Genomic DNA, 18,358 nt, shown 5'->3' on the forward strand with positions numbered 1-18,358 from the left:
CGAGACGCGGCCTGGTCAGCCCGCGGCCGCCGCGAGCGCCTGGCGGAGGTCGTCGACGAGGTCCTCGACGTCCTCGATGCCCACCGAGAGGCGCACGAGGTCGTCCGGGACCTCCAGCGCCGAGCCGGCCACCGACGCGTGCGTCATGGCGGCCGGGTGCTCGATCAGCGACTCCACGCCGCCGAGGGACTCGGCGAGCGTGAAGATCTCGGTGGCCGCGCAGACCCGCAGCGCCGCCTCCCGGCCCCCCGCCACGGTGAACGACACCATCCCGCCGAAGCGGCGCATCTGCTTGGCCGCCACCTCGTGGCCCGGGTGCTCGGGCCGGCCCGGGTAGAACACGCGGCCGACGGCCGGGTGGCCGGCCAGCAGCTCGGCGACGCGCTCGGCGTTGTCGCTGTGCCGTTCCATCCGCACCGCGAGCGTCTTCGCGCCGCGCAGCGTCAACCACGCGTCGAACGGGCCCGGCACCGAGCCGACGGAGTTCTGCGTGAACCGCAGGGCCTCCGCCAGCTCGTCGTCGCTGGTGACGAGGGCGCCGCCGACCACGTCGGAGTGCCCGCCCACGTACTTCGTGGTGGAGTGCAGCACCACGTCGGCGCCCAGCGCCAGCGGCTGCTGCAGGTAGGGCGAGGCGAACGTGTTGTCGACGACGAGGCGGGCACCCGCCGTACGCGCGACGTCGGCGACCGCGGCGATGTCGGCGATCCCGAGGAGCGGGTTGGTGGGCGTCTCGCACCAGACGGCCCGCGTGGTGGGCCGCACCGCGGCGCGCAGGGCGTCGACGTCGGCGAGGTCGACCGGTGTGTACTCCACCCCCCACTGCGTGAGGACCTTGTCCACCAGGCGGAACGTGCCGCCGTAGGCGTCGTGCGGGATCACGAGGTGGTCGCCGGGCTTGAGCAGCACGCGCAGCAGCACGTCGGAGGCGCCCATCCCGGAGCCGAACGCGACGGCGTGCCGCCCGCCCTCCAGCGCGGCGAGGCATTCCTGCAGCGCGGTGCGGGTGGGGTTGGCGCTGCGTGAGTACTCGTAGCCCGCCCGCAGCCCGCCGACGCCGTCCTGCGCGAACGTCGAGGAGGCGTGGATCGGCGTGATCACCGCCCCGGTGTGCGGGTCCGGCTCCTGGCCGGCGTGGATCGCGTTGGTGGAGAAACCGCGCATGTCACAACGCTACGCGCCGGTCGGGGCCGGGAGCTCGGGGGCACCCGCGGCGCGGTCGGGTCGGATATCCTGATCACGCGCCTGCCGGGCGCGCCCTGTCCGCGGGGAAGGGACCATCCCACCGGCCCTCCACATGCGTGCCGGACGGACCTCGGCCCGCCCACGCGGACACGGGCCCGGAACGAGGTTCGCCGATGCCCACCCTTCCCGACCGCCCGTCGCTGCCGCACCTGCGCAAGCAGGCCAAGGCCCTGCGTCGGGAGCGCGAGATCCCACTCCACCGAGCGCAGCACGAGCTCGCCCGCTCGTATGGCTTCGCCAGCTGGCCCCGGCTCGTCCGCCACGTCGAGGCCGGTGCCCTGCAGGGGATCGAACGGGCGCTCGTGCTCGCCGAACCGGCTGCGCTGGCCCCGCTGCTGGCCGCCGGCCCGGCCGTGGCCGCTGCCCCCGTCGGCGGGCTGCCCCCGCTGCTCGCCCTGCTCCGCAGGGCCACGGGCGCGGCCGCGGACGTCCGCCGGTGCGCGGAGCTCCTCCTGGACGCCGGCGCCGACGCCGGCAGCCGCACTGCCGAGGACGGCGGCGACTGGCACCGTTCCGCGCTGTTCGAGGCCGTGGAGCGGCGCGACCTCGCGCTCGCCCGCCTGCTCGTCGCGCGCGGCGCCGTCCCCGACGAGGACGCCTTCTACCACGCCTGCGAGCAGGCGGACGTCGCGTTCCTCGACCTCCTGCACCGCCCGGGCTTCGAACGCCTCGTGATCCACGCGCTGGACTTCGAGGACGTCGCCCGCCTCGGGTGGTTCCTCCGCCGGGGCCCCGACCTGGACGCCCTCGGCGCCCTGCACTGGGCCATCGGGCGCGGTCGGGGGGTGCCGGTCCTCGAGATGCTCCTCGACGCGGGCGCGGACGTGGACCGGCCGCACCCGCGCAGCGGCGACCGGCCGCTCGCGGTGGCGGCCCGCTGCGGGCACCTCGCCGCCTACGACCTGCTCGTGGCGCGCGGCGCGAGCGCGGAGCTGGATCCGACCGCACGCGCCGTGCTCGCCGTCGCCCGCGGCGAGTCCGTCCGGTTGCCGTCGGTGCCACCGCCGATGCCCGGGGTGCCGGGCGAGGACTCCGGCTGGCTGCTCGGGCAGTTCGCGCAGCTGGGGCGCACGGAGGTCGTGCGGGCGCTGGTGGACGCCGGCACGCCGGTGGACACCCGGGGCTGGAGCGGCTTCACCCCGCTCGACCAGGCCGCCATGCACGGTCGCACCGAGGTGGTGCGCCTGCTCGTCGAGCGCGGCGCGGACCTGGACGACTGCGCGTTCGACGACGCGGGGCCCACTCCCCTGGACTGCGCGATCTGGGGCGCGCGGAACAACCGGACGGCCGAGGGCGACCACGCGGGCACGGTGGCGCTGCTGCTGGCGGCGGGCGCCCCGACGAGCCACGAGCCGCCGACGGGCGACCCGGAGATCGACGCGCTGATCACCCGCCCCTGATTGCAGGGGGCTACGCCGCGGGGGCCAGGGTCGGCGGGGCCTCGTCCTCGCGGAGCGGGTCGGCGCCGCGGGGTGCCCGGTAGCGGTCCATGTCGAGGATGCCCTCGCGCTTGGCCACGATCGTCGGCACGAGCGCCTGGCCGGCCACGTTGGTGGCGGTGCGCATCATGTCCAGCACCGGGTCGATCGCGAGCAGCAGCCCGACGCCGGCCAGCGGCAGGCCGAGGGTGGACAGCGTGAGGGTCAGCATCACGACGGCGCCGGTCAGGCCCGCCGTGGCCGCCGACCCGACCACCGAGACGAACACGATGAGCAGGTAGTCGGCGACGTCGAGCTGGATGCCGAACACCTGCGCCACGAAGATCGCGGCGAGCGCCGGGTAGATGGCCGCGCAGCCGTCCATCTTGGTGGTGGCGCCGATCGGCACCGCGAACGAGGCGTACTCGCGCGGCACGCCGAGGTTCTGCTCGGTGACCCGCTGGGTCAGCGGCATCGTGCCCACCGACGAGCGGGACACGAACGCGAGCTGGATCGCGGGCCACGCGCCGGAGAAGAACTTCAGCGGGTTGAGCCCGTGGGCCCAGGCCAGCAGCGGGTAGACGACGAACAGCACGATCGCGCAGCCCACGTAGACGGCGACGGTGAACGTCGCGAGCGGCGCGACCAGGTCCCAGCCGTAGCTGGCGACGGCGTTGCCGAGCAGGCCGATCGTGCCGAGCGGGGCCAGCCGGATGATCCACCAGAGGATCTTCTGCACGATCTCCAGCGCGGAGCGGGTGAACGCGACGAACGGCTCGGCCTTCTCCCCCACCCGCAGCACGGCGACGCCGACGACGATCGCCAGCACGACGATCTGCAGGACGTTGAACGAGAGCGCGCCGGTGCCCTGCTCGACGTCGACGTCCACGCCGGCGCCGAGCACGTTGGACGGCACCAGGCCGCCCAGGAAGTCGGTCCAGGAGCCCTGCGTCGACGGCGCCTCGGCACCGGCGGTGTCGAGCACGACACCGCGCCCCGGGTTCACGACCAGGCCGAGCGCGATGCCGATGACGACCGCGATCAGCGAGGTGATCCCGAACCACAGCAGGGTGCGGGTGGCCAGGCGGGCGGCGTTGGCGACCTGCCGCAGCTGGGCGATGCTCACCACGATCGCGGTGAACACCAGCGGCGGTACGGCCACCCGCAGCAGGTCGACGAACGTGGAACCGACGAAGTCGAGGGTGCCGGTCAGCCAGCTGTCCTCACCCATCCCACGGGCGACGACCCCCAGCACGACGCCCAGCACCAGGGCGATCAGGATCTGGGCGCCGAAGGGCACCCGTCGAAGGCGAGCGAGCATGCAGGTATCAGCACCGGGGCATGCGCTGCGATTCCGCGTTCGGGCTGTGACGGCGCCCTCCCCGGACCGGGATGTGGCTTCGGTGGACTTCCCGGGTCGGACGGGACCGTGGCCCCTGGTGCCCGGGACGCCGGGCGGCCCAGGGTCCTCCTCGACGGCCGGGCGACGGGCCCGGCGGCGAGCGAGGAGCGGACATGCAGACCGAACCGATCGAGGTGCAGCGGGACGGGGGGCGGGCACCGCTGCGGCCGGGGCGCGGCTGGGCGGCGGCGGGCGTGCTGGCCGGGGTGGCGGGGTTCGCCGCGATGGAGGTGGAGAGCCGGTTCGCACCGGACGACCCGGCGGCGAACGTCGACGCCGCGGTGCTCGTGGAGGGCTACGTGCAGCACGGTCCCGGCAGGCTCGCCGTGGTACTGGCGCTGTTCGTGGCCGCGGCGTTCGCCGTGGTGGTCTTCGGGGCCGGGCTGCGCCGTGCGCTGGCGGTCCAGTGCCCTGCGGGCAGCCTGGTGCCCGACGTCGCGGCCGCCGGCACGCTGCTGGTCGCGGCGCTGTGCCTGGTCGGGTCGGGACCGACCACCGAGGTGTTCTTCGCGCTGCTGCACGCCGCGGAGAGCGACCCGGACATCACGGCGTCGCTGGTGCGCACGATGGACACGCTGCCGTGGGTCTGGGGCGGGCTCGCACCGACCGTCGCCGCCGTGGCGTACGCGGCGCTGCGCCACGGCGCCGCGCCGCGCTGGCTCGGCGTGGTGAGCATCGTCTTCGCCCTGCTCGTCGGGGGCCTCGCGATGGCGCCGCTGCAGTACCTCGCCGGGATGGTGGGCGCGGTCTGGTTGGTGCTCGCCGGGGTGGCCTACCTCACCACGCGCGGTGCGCGGGCTGGAACGATGCCTGCATGACGTCGGAGCAGGCGGCGGCCGGGCGGTGGCAGCGCCGGCGTCCGGTCGCGGCCGTCGTCGTGGCGGTCACCGCATGGCTGCTCGCCGCGCTCGCCGTGCTCACCCTCCCGTGGGGCGCCCTGTACGAGGGCGGCGAGGCCCTGTTCTTCGTCGTCGACGTCGTGGTGGCGGTCGTCTACGGGCTGGTGGCCCGCGTCCTGCTGGCCCGCCGGGCGGTGGCCGTGGCGTGGTGGGTCGCGCTCGCCGCGATCGGCGACGGCGTGGCCGCCTTCGCCGCCGGTTACGCCCGCGTCGCGCCGGCGGGGTTCGCGCTGCCGGGCGCCGACGCGGTGGCGTCGCTGACGTCGGTGGCCTGGGTGCCGGGCACGCTCGGCCTGATCGTCGTGGTGCCGTGGCTGGTGCGCGAGGGCGCGCTGTCCGCAGGCGCGCACGCCGCGGTGTGGACGGGGGCCGCGGCGTGCGTCGCGGTCACGGCGGCCCGCGTCCTCGTGCCGGACGGCACGGCGGTGGTGCCCGTGCCCGCCGCGCTGGAGGCCCTGGCCGGCTCGCTGACCCTGCAGATGGGCACGGTCGTCGTGCTGGGCGCGCTGGCCACCGCGGACGCCGCACGCCGCTGGTCGCGCGGCTCACCGGCCGCGCGGCGCGGGCTGGGCTGGCTCGCACTGGGCTCCGGGCTGATGACCCTGTCGTTCGTGCCGCTGGCGCTTCCGCTGCCGCTGGCGATGGCGCTGGTGGACCCGGGTGTCGTCCCGGCGATCCAGCTCGCGGCGCAGGCGTTCTTCCCGGCGGCGATCCTCGTCGTGGTGCTGCGGCAGCAGCTGTGGGGCATCGACCTCGTCGTGAGCCGCACCCTGGTGTGGGGCCTGCTCACCGCCGGATCGGTCGTCGCGTACCTGCTGATCGTGTTCGTGGCCGGCGCGGTGCTGCCGGTCGGCAGCGGCACCGGCGGGGTCCTCGCCGCGGCCGTGCTGGCCGGGCTCGCCGTGCCGGCGAGGGCGTGGCTGCAGCGCCGGGTCGACCTCCTGGTCCGCGGGCCCGCCGCGGCGCCCGGCGCGGGCGCCGAGCACGTCGGGCGGAGCCTGGGCAGCGCGGCGCCCGCCGAGCTCGTGCACCGCGTGCTGGAGGCCGTGGTCGAGGCCCTGCGCGGCGAGGGTGGCGAGGTGCGCCTGCCCGACGGCAGGCAGCTGGCCGCGGCGGGCGGCCCGGGCGGCCCGCCGCTCGCGGTGCCGCTGGCGGCCGCGGGAGAGCACGTCGGGGAGCTGGCGGTGTGGGGCGCACCGGGCGAGCGCCTGGACGCGCGCACCGAGCGGGACCTCCAGCCCCTGGCCGGCGTGGTCGCCGCCGTCGTCCGGCTCGCGATGCTCACCGCGGAGCTCGAGGCCGCCCGCGCGCGGACCGTGGCCGCGCGCGCCGAGGAGCGGCGGCTGCTGCGCCGCGAGGTGCACGACCACCTCGGCCCGGTGCTGACCGGTGTCTCGCTGGGGCTGCAGGGCGCCCGCAACCTGCTCACGGCGGGCGACCCGGACACCGCGGCCCGGCTGCTCGACGAGCTGGCCGGCGAGGTGGAGCGCGGCGTGCAGAACGTGCGCAGCCTGGCGCGGGCCTTCCTGCCCCCGCTGCTCGAGGAGCGCGGGCTGGCGAGCGCGCTGGAGGACCTCGCGTCCCGGTTCGACGGCCCCGACCTCGCGGTGCGCGCCGAGGTCGAGCAGGCCGCGGCGGCCGCGCTGAGCGCGCCCGTGGCCGTCGGCCTCTACAGCGTGGCCGCGGAGGCCGTCACCAACGCCCACCGGCACGCCCGCGCCGCCGGTTGCGTGGTGCGGCTCGAGCACGTCGGCGACGACGTGCGGCTGCAGGTGGTCGACGACGGCGTCGGCATCGACCCGGACCGCAGGCCGGGCGTCGGGCTGCGCGCCGTGCACGAGCGGGCCGACGAGCTGGGCGGCACCGCCCGGATCGGGCCCGGGCCCGCGGGCGGCACCGTCGTGGAGGTCACCGTGCCGGCCCGCCGCGACGCGCCGGTCCTCGAGGCCGGGAGCGCGTCGTGACCGGGCCCGTGCGCATCCTCGTCGTCGACGACCACCCGACGTTCCGGCTGGGCATGCAGGCGCTGCTGAACTCGATAGCCGGTTTCACCGTGGTCGGCGAGGCCGCCGACGCCCCGGAGGCCGTCGAGCTCGCCCGGCGCGTGCCGGCCGACGTCGTCGTGATGGACCTGGACCTGGCGGGCACGTCGGGCGTCGACGCCACGCACGCGGTGCTGCGGGAGCGCCCGGAGCTGCGCGTCCTCGTGGTCACGATGCTGGAGGACGACGACTCGGTGTTCGCCGCGATGCGGGCCGGGGCGCGGGGCTACCTGCTGAAGAGCGCCACGCCCGCGGAGGTGGAGCGCGCGGTCCGGGCCGTCGCGAACGGGGAGGTCCTCGTGGCGGGCGGCGTCGCCGAGCGCGTGCTCGGCTTCGTCACCGGCGCCCGCCGCGCCGCCACCCCGTTCCCCGAGCTGACCGAACGCGAGCGCGAGGTGCTCGACCTCGTCGCCCGCGGCATGGACAACCTCGCCGTGGCCCGCAGGCTCGCCCTGTCCGACAAGACGGTGCGCAACCACCTGTCGACGATCCTGGCCAAGCTCCGCGTGGCCGACCGGGCCCAGGCGATCGTGCGCGCGCGGGACGCCGGGCTCGGCGGTGCCCGGTGATCCGGGCTCAGCTGCCCAGGAACGCCAGCACGTCGGACCGGGTCACCACACCCGCGGGCTTGCCGTCCACCAGCACGAGCGCCGCGTCCGCGTCGGCGAACGCACCCATCGCCGTGCCCAGCGGCTCGCCCGCGCCGATCGTGGGCAGCGACGGGGACATGTGCTTCTCGAGCCGGTCCGACAGCTGGGCGCGTCCGGTGAACAACGCGTCGAGCAGATCGCGCTCCACGACGGCTCCGGTCACCTCCGCGGCCATCACCGGCGGCTCGGCCCGCACGACCGGCATCTGGGACACGTGGAACTCGCGCAGGTAGTGCACCGCGTCGGCGACCGTCTCGTTGGGGTGGGCGTGCACGAGGTCCGGCATCGACCCGTCCTTGCGGCGCAGCACGTCGCCGACCGTGGCGCCCTCCGTCGGCGGCAGGAAGCCGTAGCTGGCCATCCAGCTGTCGTTGAACACCTTCCCGAGGTAGCCGCGGCCGCCGTCGGGCAGCAGGACGACGACCACCGCGTCCGGCGGCAGCTCGCGGGCCACCCGCAACGCGGCCACGACCGCCATCCCGCAGGAGCCGCCGACGAGCATCGCCTCCTCGCGGGCGAGGCGGCGCGTCATCGCGAAGGAGTCGGCGTCGGAGACCGCGACGATCCGGTCGCAGATGTTCTTGTCGTAGGTGGTGGGCCAGAAGTCCTCGCCGACGCCCTCCACGAGGTAGGGCCGCCCGCCACCGCCGCTGTAGACCGACCCCTCCGGGTCGGCACCGATCACCTGCACCCGGCCGTCGGACACCTCCTTGAGGTAGCGCCCGGTGCCGCTGATCGTGCCGCCGGTGCCGATGCCCGCCACGAAGTGCGTGATGCGCCCGTCGGTCTGCTCCCACAGCTCCGGCCCCGTGCCGAAGTAGTGCGACTCCGGGTTGTGCTGGTTGGCGTACTGGTTGGGCTTCCAGGCGCCCTCGATCTCACCGACGAGCCGGTCCGACACCTGGTAGTAGGAGTCGGGGTGGTCGGGGTCCACGGCCGTCGGGCAGACGACCACGTCGGCGCCGTACGCGCGCAGCACGTTGCGCTTGTCCTCGCTGACCTTGTCCGGGCACACGAACACGCACTTGTAGCCCTTGCGCTGCGCGATCATGGCCAGCCCGACCCCGGTGTTGCCCGAGGTCGGTTCGACGATCGTGCCGCCGGGACGCAGCTCGCCGGCGGCCTCCGCGGCCTCGACCATGCGCAGCGCGATCCGGTCCTTGACGCTGCCACCCGGGTTGAAGTACTCCACCTTGGCCAGCACGGGGGCCGCGATGCCCTCGGCGACGGTCCCGAGCCGGACGAGAGGCGTGTTCCCGACCAGGTCGGCGACGTGCTCGACGTAGTGCATGGGTCCCATCGTCGCACCCGGCGCCGGGCCGCACGCGGTGACCGGCCGCGTGCCCCGCGCCCGAGCGGCGACAGGCCCGCACGCCGGAGGTCCGAACGGCAGCGCGAGAGGCCGCGTACGGACTACTGTTCGCCGTCGAGCATGGACCCGGTCGGGGGACGGGGGACGGGGGCGCCGCACGGGCAGCGACGCCGCGGAACCGATCGACTCGCAGGAGGGGTACGCCGGTGTCACCCACCGGGGACGAGGTGATCGGAGCGGAGGAGACCGACCGGGTCGAGGCGACCCGGTCGGCCCGTCGTGATGCCGAGCTGAACCGGCTCGCCGCCCTGGCCTCCGGCGGCGACCGCAGCGCGCTCGACCAGCTGCTGGCCCACATCCGCCCCGTCGTCGTGCACTACTGCCGGGCCCGCATCGGCCACGGGATGCTCGGCACCCAGTCGGCCGAGGACGTCGCCCAGGACACGCTGCTGGCCGTGTGCGGTGCCCTGGAGCGGTGGAAGCCCGAGAAGCGGGTGCTCGCGTTCGTCTACGGCATCGCCTCCAACAAGGTGGTCGACGCCTACCGCGCCGCGGGCCGGGACCACTCGGTGCCCACCGACGTGGTGCCCGACGAGCCGGACGTCGAGCACGGTCCGGAGCAGGCGGCGCTGCACAGCAGCCTGGTGGCGGAGCTGCGCGGGCTGCTCGACGAGCTGCCCGACAACCACCGGGAGATCCTGGTGCTGCGGGTGGCGCTGGGCATGAGCGCGGTGGAGACCGCGCGCATCGTCGGCTCCACCCCCGGCGCGGTGCGCGTCGCCCAGCACCGCGCCCTCGCGAAGCTGCGCGAGCTCGCCGCCCGGCGCGCCGCCTGACCCGGCACGGCACGCGCTACGGCGCCTCGAACTCCTGGATCGGCCGCACCTCGATCCTGCTCCCGTGGTGGGCGCCGGGGCAGCGGGCGGCCCAGTCCAGGGCGGCGTCGAGGTCGGGGACGTCGAGCAGGTAGTACCCCCCGAGCACCTCCGCGGTCTCGGCGAACGGACCGTCGGTGACGACCCGCTCCCCGTCCCCGCGCACCTCCACGGTGGTGGCCGTCCCGACGTCCTGCAACGCCCCGCTGCGGACGAGCACACCCGCCTCGGCGACGGCCTTCTCGTAGGCCCAGTACTCGTCCAGCAGCTGCTGGACGGCCTCCTCCGACGACGGCTGGACGTCCTGCGCCCCGTAGATCAGCAGCATGTACTCCACGTCACGACTCCTCGTGTCCCGGGTGGCCGGAACGCCACCAGCATGACGACGAACGAGCGCGCCGGGAATCGACCGGAGCCGGCACGTCAGGCGCGCTCGACGCGACGCAGGCCGCCGCCCGGTGTCCAGATCTCGATCACCAGCATCGTGGCCTCGTCGTCGAGCCCGGTGCGGACGACCTCGTGGACGTCGGCGCGGAACAGCTCGCCCTCGGTGTCGCCGCCGACCTCGCCCGCCGGGACCGCCCTGCCGGCGATCTTCGCATCGCCCGCCCACCCGGCGGGATCGCCCTCGGGCGGGTCGACGGACGGGCTGTGCAGGGCGAAGCGGGGATCGCGGTGCAGGTCGGCGCCCTTGCGCGCACCCGGCATCGATCCGAAGGTCAGCTCGCCGCCGGCGAACTCGGCCTCGATGCCGGAGATGCGGGGGCCGCCGTCGGCCCGGATGGTGGCGATCGTCTTGTGCTTGTGCGCGTCGAAGATCCGGCGCACCCGGGCCGCGAACTCGGGTGCGGCGGCCTCGACGTCCTTCCACGCGACCATGGCCCCGAGCATGGCAGGTGAACCTGACAGGGAGTGTCACCGATCTGGGCGTTGTGCGGGCCGCACAACCCCGTCGGACGAGCGGTACAGCACCCCGTCACAGTGGTCCCACTTGCGGTTACCGGCACGTAGGCTCGGGCCGACAGCCACCGCCAGCGCGAGGAGAGACGACGATGCCCGAAGCCGTGATCGTCGCGGCCGCCCGGTCCCCGATCGGGCGCGCGTTCAAGGGTTCGCTCACCACGATCCGCCCCGACGACCTGACCGTGCAGATGGTGCGCGCCGCCCTCGCCCAGGTCCCCCAGCTCGACCCGGCCGACATCGACGACCTCATGCTCGGCTGCGGCCTGCCCGGCGGCGAGCAGGGCTTCAACATGGCCAGGGTGGTCGCCGTCCTGCTCGGGCACGACACCCTGCCCGGCACCACGGTCACCCGCTACTGCTCTTCGTCGGTGCAGACCACGCGCATGGCCCTGCACGCCATCAAGGCGGGCGAGGGCGACGTGTTCGTCTCCGCCGGGGTCGAGACGGTCTCCCGCTTCGCCAAGGGCAACTCCGACTCGCACCCCGACACCCACAACCCCGTCTTCTCCGACGCCGAGGACCGCACGCGCCACATCGCGGAGAACGGCGCCGACTCCTGGAACGACCCGCGCCAGGACGAGCACCTGCCCGACGTCTACATCGCGATGGGCCAGACCGCGGAGAACCTCGCGCGCCTCAAGGGCGTCACCCGCGAGGACATGGACCACTTCGGCGTCCGGTCGCAGAACCTCGCCGAGAAGTCCATCGCCAACGGGTTCTTCGCCCGCGAGATCACCCCGGTCACCCTGCCCGACGGCACCGTCGTCGAGAAGGACGACGGCCCCCGCGCCGGCGTCACCTACGAGGCGGTCAGCCAGCTCAAGCCGGTGTTCCGCCCGGACGGGCGCGTCACCGCGGGCAACTGCTGCCCGCTCAACGACGGCGCCGCCGCACTCGTGGTCATGTCCGACACGAAGGCGGCCGAGCTGGGCATCACCCCGCTCGCCCGCGTCGTCTCCACCGGCGTCTCCGGGCTCTCCCCGGAGATCATGGGACTCGGCCCGGTGGAGGCCTCGAAGCAGGCGCTCGCCCGGGCGGGCATGACCATCGACGACGTCGACCTCGTGGAGATCAACGAGGCCTTCGCCGCGCAGGTCCTGCCGTCGGCCCGCGACCTGGGCATCGACGAGGACAAGCTGAACGTCAACGGCGGCGCGATCGCGCTCGGGCACCCGTTCGGCATGACCGGCGCCCGCATCACCACCACGCTGCTCAACGGCCTGCGCACGCACGACAAGACGATCGGTCTGGAGACCATGTGCGTCGGCGGCGGCCAGGGCATGGCGATGGTGGTCGAGCGGCTGAGCTGACGCGTTCGGGCTTGCCCGGCGGCCGCGGCGAGAGGATGGTGTTGCTCGCCGGCGGCGCCGCCGGGGCGCTGCCCCGATCCCTGAGGGGGTGGGTCGTGTACGCACGCTCCACCACGATCCGCGCGAACCCGGAGTCGATCGAGACGGGCATCGCGCACGTCCGCGACGAAGTCATGCCGATGGTGCTCGGGATGGAGGGCTGCACCGGCATCTCGATGCTCGTCGACCGCATGTCGGGTCAGTGCATCGTGACCACGGCGTGGCAGTCGAAGGAGGCGATGGAGGCCGGCGCCGACCGGGTGCGGCCGCTCCGCGAGCGCGCGGCGGAGATGCTCGGCGGCCGACCGCAGGTCGACCAGTGGGAGATCGCGGTCATGCACCGCGACCACACCTCGGCCCCCGGCGCCTGCGTCCGCGCCACCTGGCTGCGCATGCAGCCCGACCAGGCCGACCGCGCCATCGACGTCTACCGCATGGGGATCCTGCCGGCCGTGCAGGAGTTCGAGGGGTTCTGCAGCGCCAGCCTCATGGTGGACCGCACCGAGGGGTACGCCGTGTCCTCGGTGACGTTCGACAGCCGGGAGGCGATGGAACGCAGCCGTGAGCCGGCCGAGGAGCTGCGCGCACGCGGTATCCGCGAGGCGGGCGTCGAGTTCGTCGAGGGCGGCGAGTTCGAGCTCGCTCTCGCCCACCTGCGCGTCCCCGAGATGGCCTGAACGACGACGGCGCCCGCCCCCTTCCGGGGACGGGCGCCGGCTCGTTCAGGGCCGCCTCACTCCTGGCGGAGGTAGCTCAGCAGCCGCAGGATCTCGATGTACAGCCAGACCAGCGTGGTCATCAGGCCGAACGCGATGTACCAGGCGAACTTCGCCGGGGCACCGTCGCGGACGGCGCGGTCGGCCATGTCGAAGTCCAGCAGCAGGCTGAACGCGGCCACGCCGATGCAGATGATGCTGAACAGGTAGGCCAGCGGCGAGCCGTCCCGCAGGCCGAGACCACCGGTGGTGAAGAAGCTGGCCACCAGGTTGACGACCATCAGGATGACGACGCCGAACATCGCGCCCATCAGCCACTTGGTGAACTTCGGCGTGACCCGCACGGCGCCGGTCTTGTAGACCACCAGCATCCCGACGAACACGCCGGCCGTGCCGACGACGGCCTGGAAGCCGATGCCCTGGAACTGCGTGCCCGACATCTCCAGCGCGCCGGTGATGCCGCCGAGCGCCACACCCATGGCGGCCGAGTACGTGAGGATCAGGCCGGGGTTGTTGCTCTGCTTGAAGATGACGATGAGCGACACGACGAGGCCGACGATGAACGCCGGGAGCACGAGCCAGAAGGCCCCGCTCAGCGCGGTGAGAACGCCCGTGGCGAGTGCGACCGCACCGGTGATCGCCGTCTTCGTGACGACGTCGTCCATCGTGAGGGGACGCTCGCCCGCTCCGGCCCGCCCGTAGCCGGCCTCCGCGGCCTGGGTGTCGGCGTAGGCGGCAGCACCGCCCATCGCCCCGCCCTGGCGGTCGAACGTGGCGTAGCCGCCGCCCTGCCCGGCGGGCAGGTTGCGGAACGCCGGGTTGCTACTGGTGCGCACCTGGGTCCTCCTCGGAAGCGGATCGTGCATCCGTGCTGTACAACGCGGGACTGCCCTGGGGCGTTCCCCCTCGGTAAAGCAGACTTTACTGCGATTCGGTCACGCTACGGCAGCGCCGCCCCGTCGCGGGTCGAGCGGGCGCCTGCGGGTGCGGTCCGGCGCGTCGCCGCATACGCTCCCGCTCCTGACGACGAGTGCCGGAGGTGTCCCGCGATGTGGGCGTTCCTGTCCGCCCGGCTGCGGATGTGGCTGATCCTCGCGTTCGTGGTGCCGTTGGTCGGCTGGTTGCTCGGCCGCATCGGCGACCTGATCGAGGCGCGGCGGGGCCCGAACGCGCTCAGCACGGTGCTGCAGAAGGCACGCGGCTGGATGCGCCGCCGGTCCCGCGGTCCGCTGGCACCGCGCCGCCCCGGGGACCCGGCGAGCGTGCGCGACGCCGGCTCGCCGGCTCGCTGACCCGCGGGATGACCGGACCCGCGGTCCACCAGTTCCGGGCCCACTGCTCGTGGGCGGGTTCGACCGCGGTGGAGCACCGGGAGTTCGCCCGCACGATCCGCGCCGGCGCGCCGCCCGCCGACGCCGAGCTCACGCTCTCCGCCGACCCGGCGTTCCTCGGTGACCCGGCACTGCTGAACCCCGAACAGCTCCTGGTGCTCGCGGCGGCGTCGTGCCAGCTGCTCGCGTTCCTCGCGGTGGCGTCCCGGGCCCGCATCGACGTCCGCGACTACCGCGACGACGCGACCGCCACGATGTCGGAGGCGAACCGGCCCGTCCGGCTGGACGAGATCGTGCTGCGGCCCCGGATCACGCTGGTGTCCGGGCCCACGGAGGAGCGGGTGCGGCACCTGGTCGAGGTGGCGCACCGCGAGTGCTTCGTCGCCCACAGCCTCGCCACCCCGGTCCGGATCGAACCGCTGATCGCCTTCGTCGACCCGGCGTGACGCGACCCGGCGTGAGGTGACCCGGTGCGACGATGGTGACCATGACCGGCACGCTGCGCACGGCGGTCCCGCTCGCGGCGCTCACCGTCCTGCTCTGGTGGCTCGTGCTGCCGGCGGACTGGAGCGTCGTGCCGACCGCGGATCCGCAGACCCACGCCTCCCCCGTCACGGTCGGGCACTGGACCGCGGCCGCCACCGGGCTCGCGGCGCTCGCCGCCGCGGGCGGATGGGCACGCGGGCCGGGAGCGGCGCTGCTGGGCGTCGCGCTGCCGGCGGTCGCGCTCTGGTGCTACCGCAGCGCCACCGCCGAGGTCATCGGCGCGAACCTCTGGCCGGTCGGCGCCCTGTTCCTCGCCCCGGTCGTCGCGGCAGGCGTCGCGGCCGTCGCGGCGCTCGGCCGAACCCTGCGCCGCCGCCGCGAACGGGTGTGACCGGCGGTCAGCGGGTGGCCGGGGCCGGGGCCAGGGCGAGCTCGGCCCGCAGCACGCCGGCGAGCTGCGCGGGCCGGGACAGGAACGGCGAGTGGGCGGTGGCCATCCGGAGCACCCGCCCCGCGCGTTCGGCCAACGACTCCTGCGCGTGCACCGGGATCGCCGCGTCGCGCTCGCAGACCACGTAGGTGCTGGGGACCGTCCGCCACGCCGCCCGCGTGAGGCACTGCTCGAACGCCGCCAGCGACTGGTGCCCGAGCCGGTCGACCGCGCCGCGCGAGGTGGCGGCGTCCGCGTCGGTGTAGAGGACCTGCGCGGGCCGGCGCGGGTCGACGTACCCCTCGGCCTCGTGCACGTCCCACCACGACGGGGGTTCACCTCCGCACGCGGCGAGCACCGACTCCCCGATGTCGAGCGAGAGCCCGCTGAGGAACACCAGCCCGACGACGTCGGCCAGGCCGGCCACCCCCTCGCTCACGGGCGCGGCGCCGTAGCCGTGCGCGCACACCAGCACCGGCCCCCCGACCTGCCGGACCGCGAAACGCACGGCGGCGGCGTCCGCGTGCAGGTCACCGAGCGCCGCCGGATCCGGGCCGACGGACGGCAGCTCCACCGTGCGGACGTCCAGGTCGGACAGCTCCTCGACCACCCCGCGCCACGCCCACGGCCCCTGCCATGCGCCGGGGACGAGGACCAGCGTGGGCATCGACGGCATCGCAGACCTCCTGGGGGAGGCGCAAGTCCACCGGCAGCGCGCGACGCCCGGCAACATCACTTCCGGAGGACGGAAGTGATGTGGTTCAGGGCTTGCGGCCGACCGCACCCACGATGCAGTACGACACCGAGGGCATCTCCTTGACGCGCGGACCGTCCGGCCACCAGTCGGCGCACAGCACGAGCCCGGGCTCGATCAGCTCGAGACCCGCCAGCATGCTCTCGATCTGCGCACGCGTGCGGAAGGCGCCACTGCCCATCGGGCTGTGGATGAATACCTCTTCCATCTTCCGGGCCAACGGGCTGAACTCATCGGTCTCGGGATCGAAGAAGTGGCTCAGCGACACGTACGAGCCGGACGGCAGCGCGTCGATGTACTCCTGCATGATCTCGGCATAGCGCTCGCCGGTGTAGTGGTGCATGGTGCCGCACTGGTACAGCGCAATCGGCTCCGAGAAATCGAGGTTCTTGCGCACGACCTCGTTCTCGAGCACCTGCCGCGGTTCGAAGATGTCGGCGCTGATCAGGTGCGTCTGGTCGTTCTCCTCGAGCAGCGCGCGCCCGTGCGCGAGGACGACCGGGTCGTTGTCGACGTACACCACCCTGGACTCGGGCAGCAGGCGCTGCACGACCTGGTGCGTGTTCTCCGCCGTGGGCAGCCCCGAACCGCAGTCCAGGTACTGGGTGATGCCGGTCTGGCTGGCGAGGAAGCGGCTGGACCGGATCAGGAACTCGCGGTTGTCCCACCCGAGCTGGGTGGCCTCGGGCGCCACCCGCTGGATCCGGTGCAGGACCTCGCGGTCGATCTCGTAGTTGTCCTTGCCGTTCAGGAAGGCGTCGTACACCCGCGCCACACTGGCCTTCGTCACGTCGATGTAGGCCGGAACAACCTCTTCGGACGCAGAAGCCTCAGAACTTGGCACACTCGCCTCACTAGGTAGTTGATCGCAGGAACCGGGCCGAGCGACGGCGAGCCGAGTGTAGGGCAACTGGTGATCGGGTTGTAGTCGGACTTGATCCTCCACAAGTCGTCGTCAACGTGTACGGTCATCGTCCAGCAGTGTGCCGATCCCCTCGTTCCGCGCCATCGCGGTGACGAGCGGAGGAGGAACCACAGGAGCGGATGGTGCGCGAGGGAGGAGCCGATGGCTGAGCGCGGCCAGGCCGATACCGGCAAGGACGTGCCCGGACGCGGGGTCACCGCGCGCCGGATCGTGCTCGGCACCCAGCTCCGGCGCCTCCGGGAGGCCGCGGGCATCTCGCGCGCCGACGCCGGCTACGTCATCCGCGCCTCGGACTCCAAGGTCTCCCGGCTCGAGCTCGGCCGGGTCGCGTTCAAGGAACGCGACGTCGCCGACCTGCTCAGCACCTACGGCGTCAACGATCCCGAGGAGCGCGACACCTTCCTCGAGATGGTCCGCAAGGCCAACGAGCCGGGCTGGTGGCGGCGCTACACCGACGTCATCCCGAGCTGGTTCCAGGACTTCGTCGGGCTCGAGGAGTCAGCGGCCCGGATCCAGGTCTACGAGCTGCAGTTCGTGCCCGGCCTGCTGCAGACCGAGGCCTACGCCCGGGCCGTGCTCACCCGCGGCCGCCCCGACTACGCGCCGCCGGACACCGAGCGCCGGATCGTCCTGCGCACCCAGCGGCAGAAGCTGCTGACCAGCCCGCACCCGCCCCGGTTGTGGGCCGTGCTCGACGAGTCGATCCTGCACCGGCCCATCGGCGGGCGCCGGGTGCTGCGCGAGCAGCTCGAGTTCCTCCTCGAGCAGTCGAAGCAACCGCACATCACGATCCAGGTCGTGCCGCACCAGCTCAGCGGCTACGCCGCGGAGAACCCGTTCCAGCTCCTGCGGTTCGCCGAGCCCGAGCTCCCCGACGTCGTCTACATCGAGCACCTCGGCGGTGCGCTCTTCCTCGACGGCGTCGAGGAGATCGAGATCTACAGCCGCGCCCTCGACCGCCTCGCCGTCGACGCCGAGACACCGGACCGCTCGCGGCAGCACCTGGTCAAGATCCTCGGCGAGATGTAGGCGCGGCTCGCCCGCGGCGGTTCCCCCACCCCGCACATGGCGACGCGACCCGGCTCGACCCACGCCCCCTCGTCGGGGCACGCGAGCGGAACGGGTCGCGAGCAGAGGCGACGCGCGGACGCGCGCCGCCTCGGTCAGTTCGCGGGGCGCCGGCCGAACTCGCCGTGCCAGGCGCCCTGCAGGAACGCCGACCACTCGTCGGGGGTGAAGACGAGCGCGGGACCGGCCGGCTGACGCGAGTGGCGCACCGCCACCTGCCCACCGTCCAGCATCGCGACCTCGACGCAGGCGTGCTGCCCGCTGAACGTGCTCTTCCGCCAATCGGCGCCCTCGACCTGCAGCGCCGGGACGACGGTGCGCTCTTCGTTGGTCATCTCGATCACCTTTCCGATGGGGAGCCGAAAGGGGCCCTCGCGTGCACACGGTAGCAAGCTGCATATGCACGTGCATATGGATCGCGCAGATGCGGGTGGCAAGCGGCACCCGATCGGGTCTACCCGATCGGGCGTCCAGGGCTCTGACCAGTGCCGTT

20 protein-coding genes are annotated in these 18,358 nt (G+C 73.9%); 11 read left to right on the forward strand and 9 right to left on the reverse strand.

Annotation, left to right across the window (positions count from 1 at the left end):
• Positions 1–15 precede the first annotated feature (15 nt).
• Positions 16–1,164, reverse strand: coding sequence for a cystathionine gamma-synthase (locus FB558_RS29980; RefSeq protein WP_142059353.1), 1,149 nt, complete (start codon positions 1,162–1,164; stop codon positions 16–18).
• Between the two features lie 194 nt (positions 1,165–1,358).
• On the opposite strand from FB558_RS29980, the gene FB558_RS29985 reads away from it, so the two are divergent.
• Entirely contained in the window at positions 1,359–2,645 is a 1,287-nt protein-coding gene (locus tag FB558_RS29985) for an ankyrin repeat domain-containing protein (protein ID WP_211366967.1), read from the forward strand.
• 10 nt (positions 2,646–2,655) lie between these two features.
• On the opposite strand, the gene FB558_RS29990 is transcribed toward FB558_RS29985, so the two are convergent.
• Complete coding sequence (locus FB558_RS29990) at positions 2,656–3,963, reverse strand: dicarboxylate/amino acid:cation symporter (protein ID WP_246106858.1); 1,308 nt, start codon at positions 3,961–3,963, stop codon at positions 2,656–2,658.
• A gap of 215 nt (positions 3,964–4,178) precedes the next feature.
• On the opposite strand from FB558_RS29990, the gene FB558_RS29995 reads away from it, so the two are divergent.
• From FB558_RS29995 to FB558_RS30005, 3 genes are read left to right on the forward strand one after another with little or no spacing between them, the layout of a single operon-like run.
• A complete protein-coding gene (locus FB558_RS29995) occupies positions 4,179–4,883 on the forward strand; it encodes a hypothetical protein (protein WP_142059357.1) in 705 nt (234 codons plus the stop codon).
• A complete protein-coding gene (locus FB558_RS30000; RefSeq protein WP_142059359.1) occupies positions 4,880–6,928 on the forward strand; it encodes a sensor histidine kinase in 2,049 nt (682 codons plus the stop codon). The genes FB558_RS29995 and FB558_RS30000 overlap by 4 nt, the downstream gene beginning before the upstream one ends.
• Positions 6,925–7,575, forward strand: coding sequence for a response regulator (locus tag FB558_RS30005; RefSeq protein WP_211366968.1), 651 nt, complete (start codon positions 6,925–6,927; stop codon positions 7,573–7,575). Before FB558_RS30000 ends, FB558_RS30005 begins: the two co-directional genes overlap by 4 nt.
• 7 nt (positions 7,576–7,582) lie before the next feature.
• Here the strand turns inward: FB558_RS30005 and FB558_RS30010 are convergent, their stop codons facing one another.
• Positions 7,583–8,947, reverse strand: coding sequence for a cystathionine beta-synthase (locus FB558_RS30010; protein WP_142060476.1), 1,365 nt, complete (start codon positions 8,945–8,947; stop codon positions 7,583–7,585).
• Positions 8,948–9,198: 251 nt separating this feature from the next.
• Here FB558_RS30010 and shbA point away from each other — a divergent pair, with 251 nt between their 5' ends.
• Positions 9,199–9,804, forward strand: coding sequence for an RNA polymerase sigma factor ShbA (gene shbA / locus FB558_RS30015; protein WP_142060478.1), 606 nt, complete (start codon positions 9,199–9,201; stop codon positions 9,802–9,804).
• Between the two features lie 16 nt (positions 9,805–9,820).
• On the opposite strand, the gene FB558_RS30020 is transcribed toward shbA, so the two are convergent.
• On the reverse strand, positions 9,821–10,180 hold the full coding sequence (locus tag FB558_RS30020; RefSeq protein ID WP_246106859.1) for a YciI family protein: 360 nt from the start codon (positions 10,178–10,180) through the stop codon (positions 9,821–9,823).
• Positions 10,181–10,266: 86 nt separating this feature from the next.
• Entirely contained in the window at positions 10,267–10,722 is a 456-nt protein-coding gene (locus tag FB558_RS30025; RefSeq protein WP_142059361.1) for a pyridoxamine 5'-phosphate oxidase family protein, read from the reverse strand.
• 173 nt (positions 10,723–10,895) lie between these two features.
• Here FB558_RS30025 and FB558_RS30030 point away from each other — a divergent pair, with 173 nt between their 5' ends.
• Complete coding sequence (locus FB558_RS30030; protein ID WP_142059363.1) at positions 10,896–12,116, forward strand: acetyl-CoA C-acetyltransferase; 1,221 nt, start codon at positions 10,896–10,898, stop codon at positions 12,114–12,116.
• 95 nt (positions 12,117–12,211) lie between these two features.
• Positions 12,212–12,832 (forward strand): antibiotic biosynthesis monooxygenase, encoded by a 621-nt coding sequence (locus FB558_RS30035; RefSeq protein ID WP_170231596.1) that lies wholly within the window; start codon positions 12,212–12,214, stop codon positions 12,830–12,832.
• 56 nt (positions 12,833–12,888) lie between these two features.
• On the opposite strand, the gene FB558_RS30040 is transcribed toward FB558_RS30035, so the two are convergent.
• Positions 12,889–13,707 (reverse strand): Bax inhibitor-1/YccA family protein, encoded by an 819-nt coding sequence (locus FB558_RS30040; protein WP_142059367.1) that lies wholly within the window; start codon positions 13,705–13,707, stop codon positions 12,889–12,891.
• 213 nt (positions 13,708–13,920) lie between these two features.
• Here FB558_RS30040 and FB558_RS30045 point away from each other — a divergent pair, with 213 nt between their 5' ends.
• The 3 genes from FB558_RS30045 to FB558_RS30055 are packed head-to-tail and all read left to right on the forward strand — an operon-like array spanning position 13,921 to position 15,079.
• On the forward strand, positions 13,921–14,163 hold the full coding sequence (locus tag FB558_RS30045; RefSeq protein ID WP_142059370.1) for a hypothetical protein: 243 nt from the start codon (positions 13,921–13,923) through the stop codon (positions 14,161–14,163).
• Between the two features lie 8 nt (positions 14,164–14,171).
• A complete protein-coding gene (locus FB558_RS30050) occupies positions 14,172–14,648 on the forward strand; it encodes an OsmC family protein (RefSeq protein ID WP_142059372.1) in 477 nt (158 codons plus the stop codon).
• A gap of 41 nt (positions 14,649–14,689) precedes the next feature.
• On the forward strand, positions 14,690–15,079 hold the full coding sequence (locus FB558_RS30055; RefSeq protein WP_142059374.1) for a hypothetical protein: 390 nt from the start codon (positions 14,690–14,692) through the stop codon (positions 15,077–15,079).
• Between the two features lie 7 nt (positions 15,080–15,086).
• Here the strand turns inward: FB558_RS30055 and FB558_RS30060 are convergent, their stop codons facing one another.
• Positions 15,087–15,794, reverse strand: coding sequence for an alpha/beta fold hydrolase (locus tag FB558_RS30060; protein WP_170231597.1), 708 nt, complete (start codon positions 15,792–15,794; stop codon positions 15,087–15,089).
• 85 nt (positions 15,795–15,879) lie between these two features.
• On the reverse strand, positions 15,880–16,716 hold the full coding sequence (locus FB558_RS30065; RefSeq protein ID WP_142060482.1) for an SAM-dependent methyltransferase: 837 nt from the start codon (positions 16,714–16,716) through the stop codon (positions 15,880–15,882).
• Between the two features lie 222 nt (positions 16,717–16,938).
• On the opposite strand from FB558_RS30065, the gene FB558_RS30070 reads away from it, so the two are divergent.
• Positions 16,939–17,826 carry a helix-turn-helix domain-containing protein gene (locus FB558_RS30070; RefSeq protein ID WP_142059378.1) on the forward strand — a complete coding sequence of 296 codons (888 nt, stop codon included), beginning with the start codon at positions 16,939–16,941 and terminating at the stop codon, positions 17,824–17,826.
• A 134-nt stretch (positions 17,827–17,960) separates the two neighbouring features.
• Here the strand turns inward: FB558_RS30070 and FB558_RS30075 are convergent, their stop codons facing one another.
• Positions 17,961–18,200: a DUF397 domain-containing protein gene (locus tag FB558_RS30075; RefSeq protein WP_142059379.1), complete on the reverse strand. Its 240-nt coding sequence runs from the start codon at positions 18,198–18,200 to the stop codon at positions 17,961–17,963.
• Between the last annotated feature and the right edge of the window lie 158 nt (positions 18,201–18,358).

Origin of the sequence: Pseudonocardia kunmingensis (genome assembly GCF_006716445.1) — a bacterium.
Taxonomy (GTDB): domain Bacteria; phylum Actinomycetota; class Actinomycetes; order Mycobacteriales; family Pseudonocardiaceae; genus Pseudonocardia; species Pseudonocardia kunmingensis.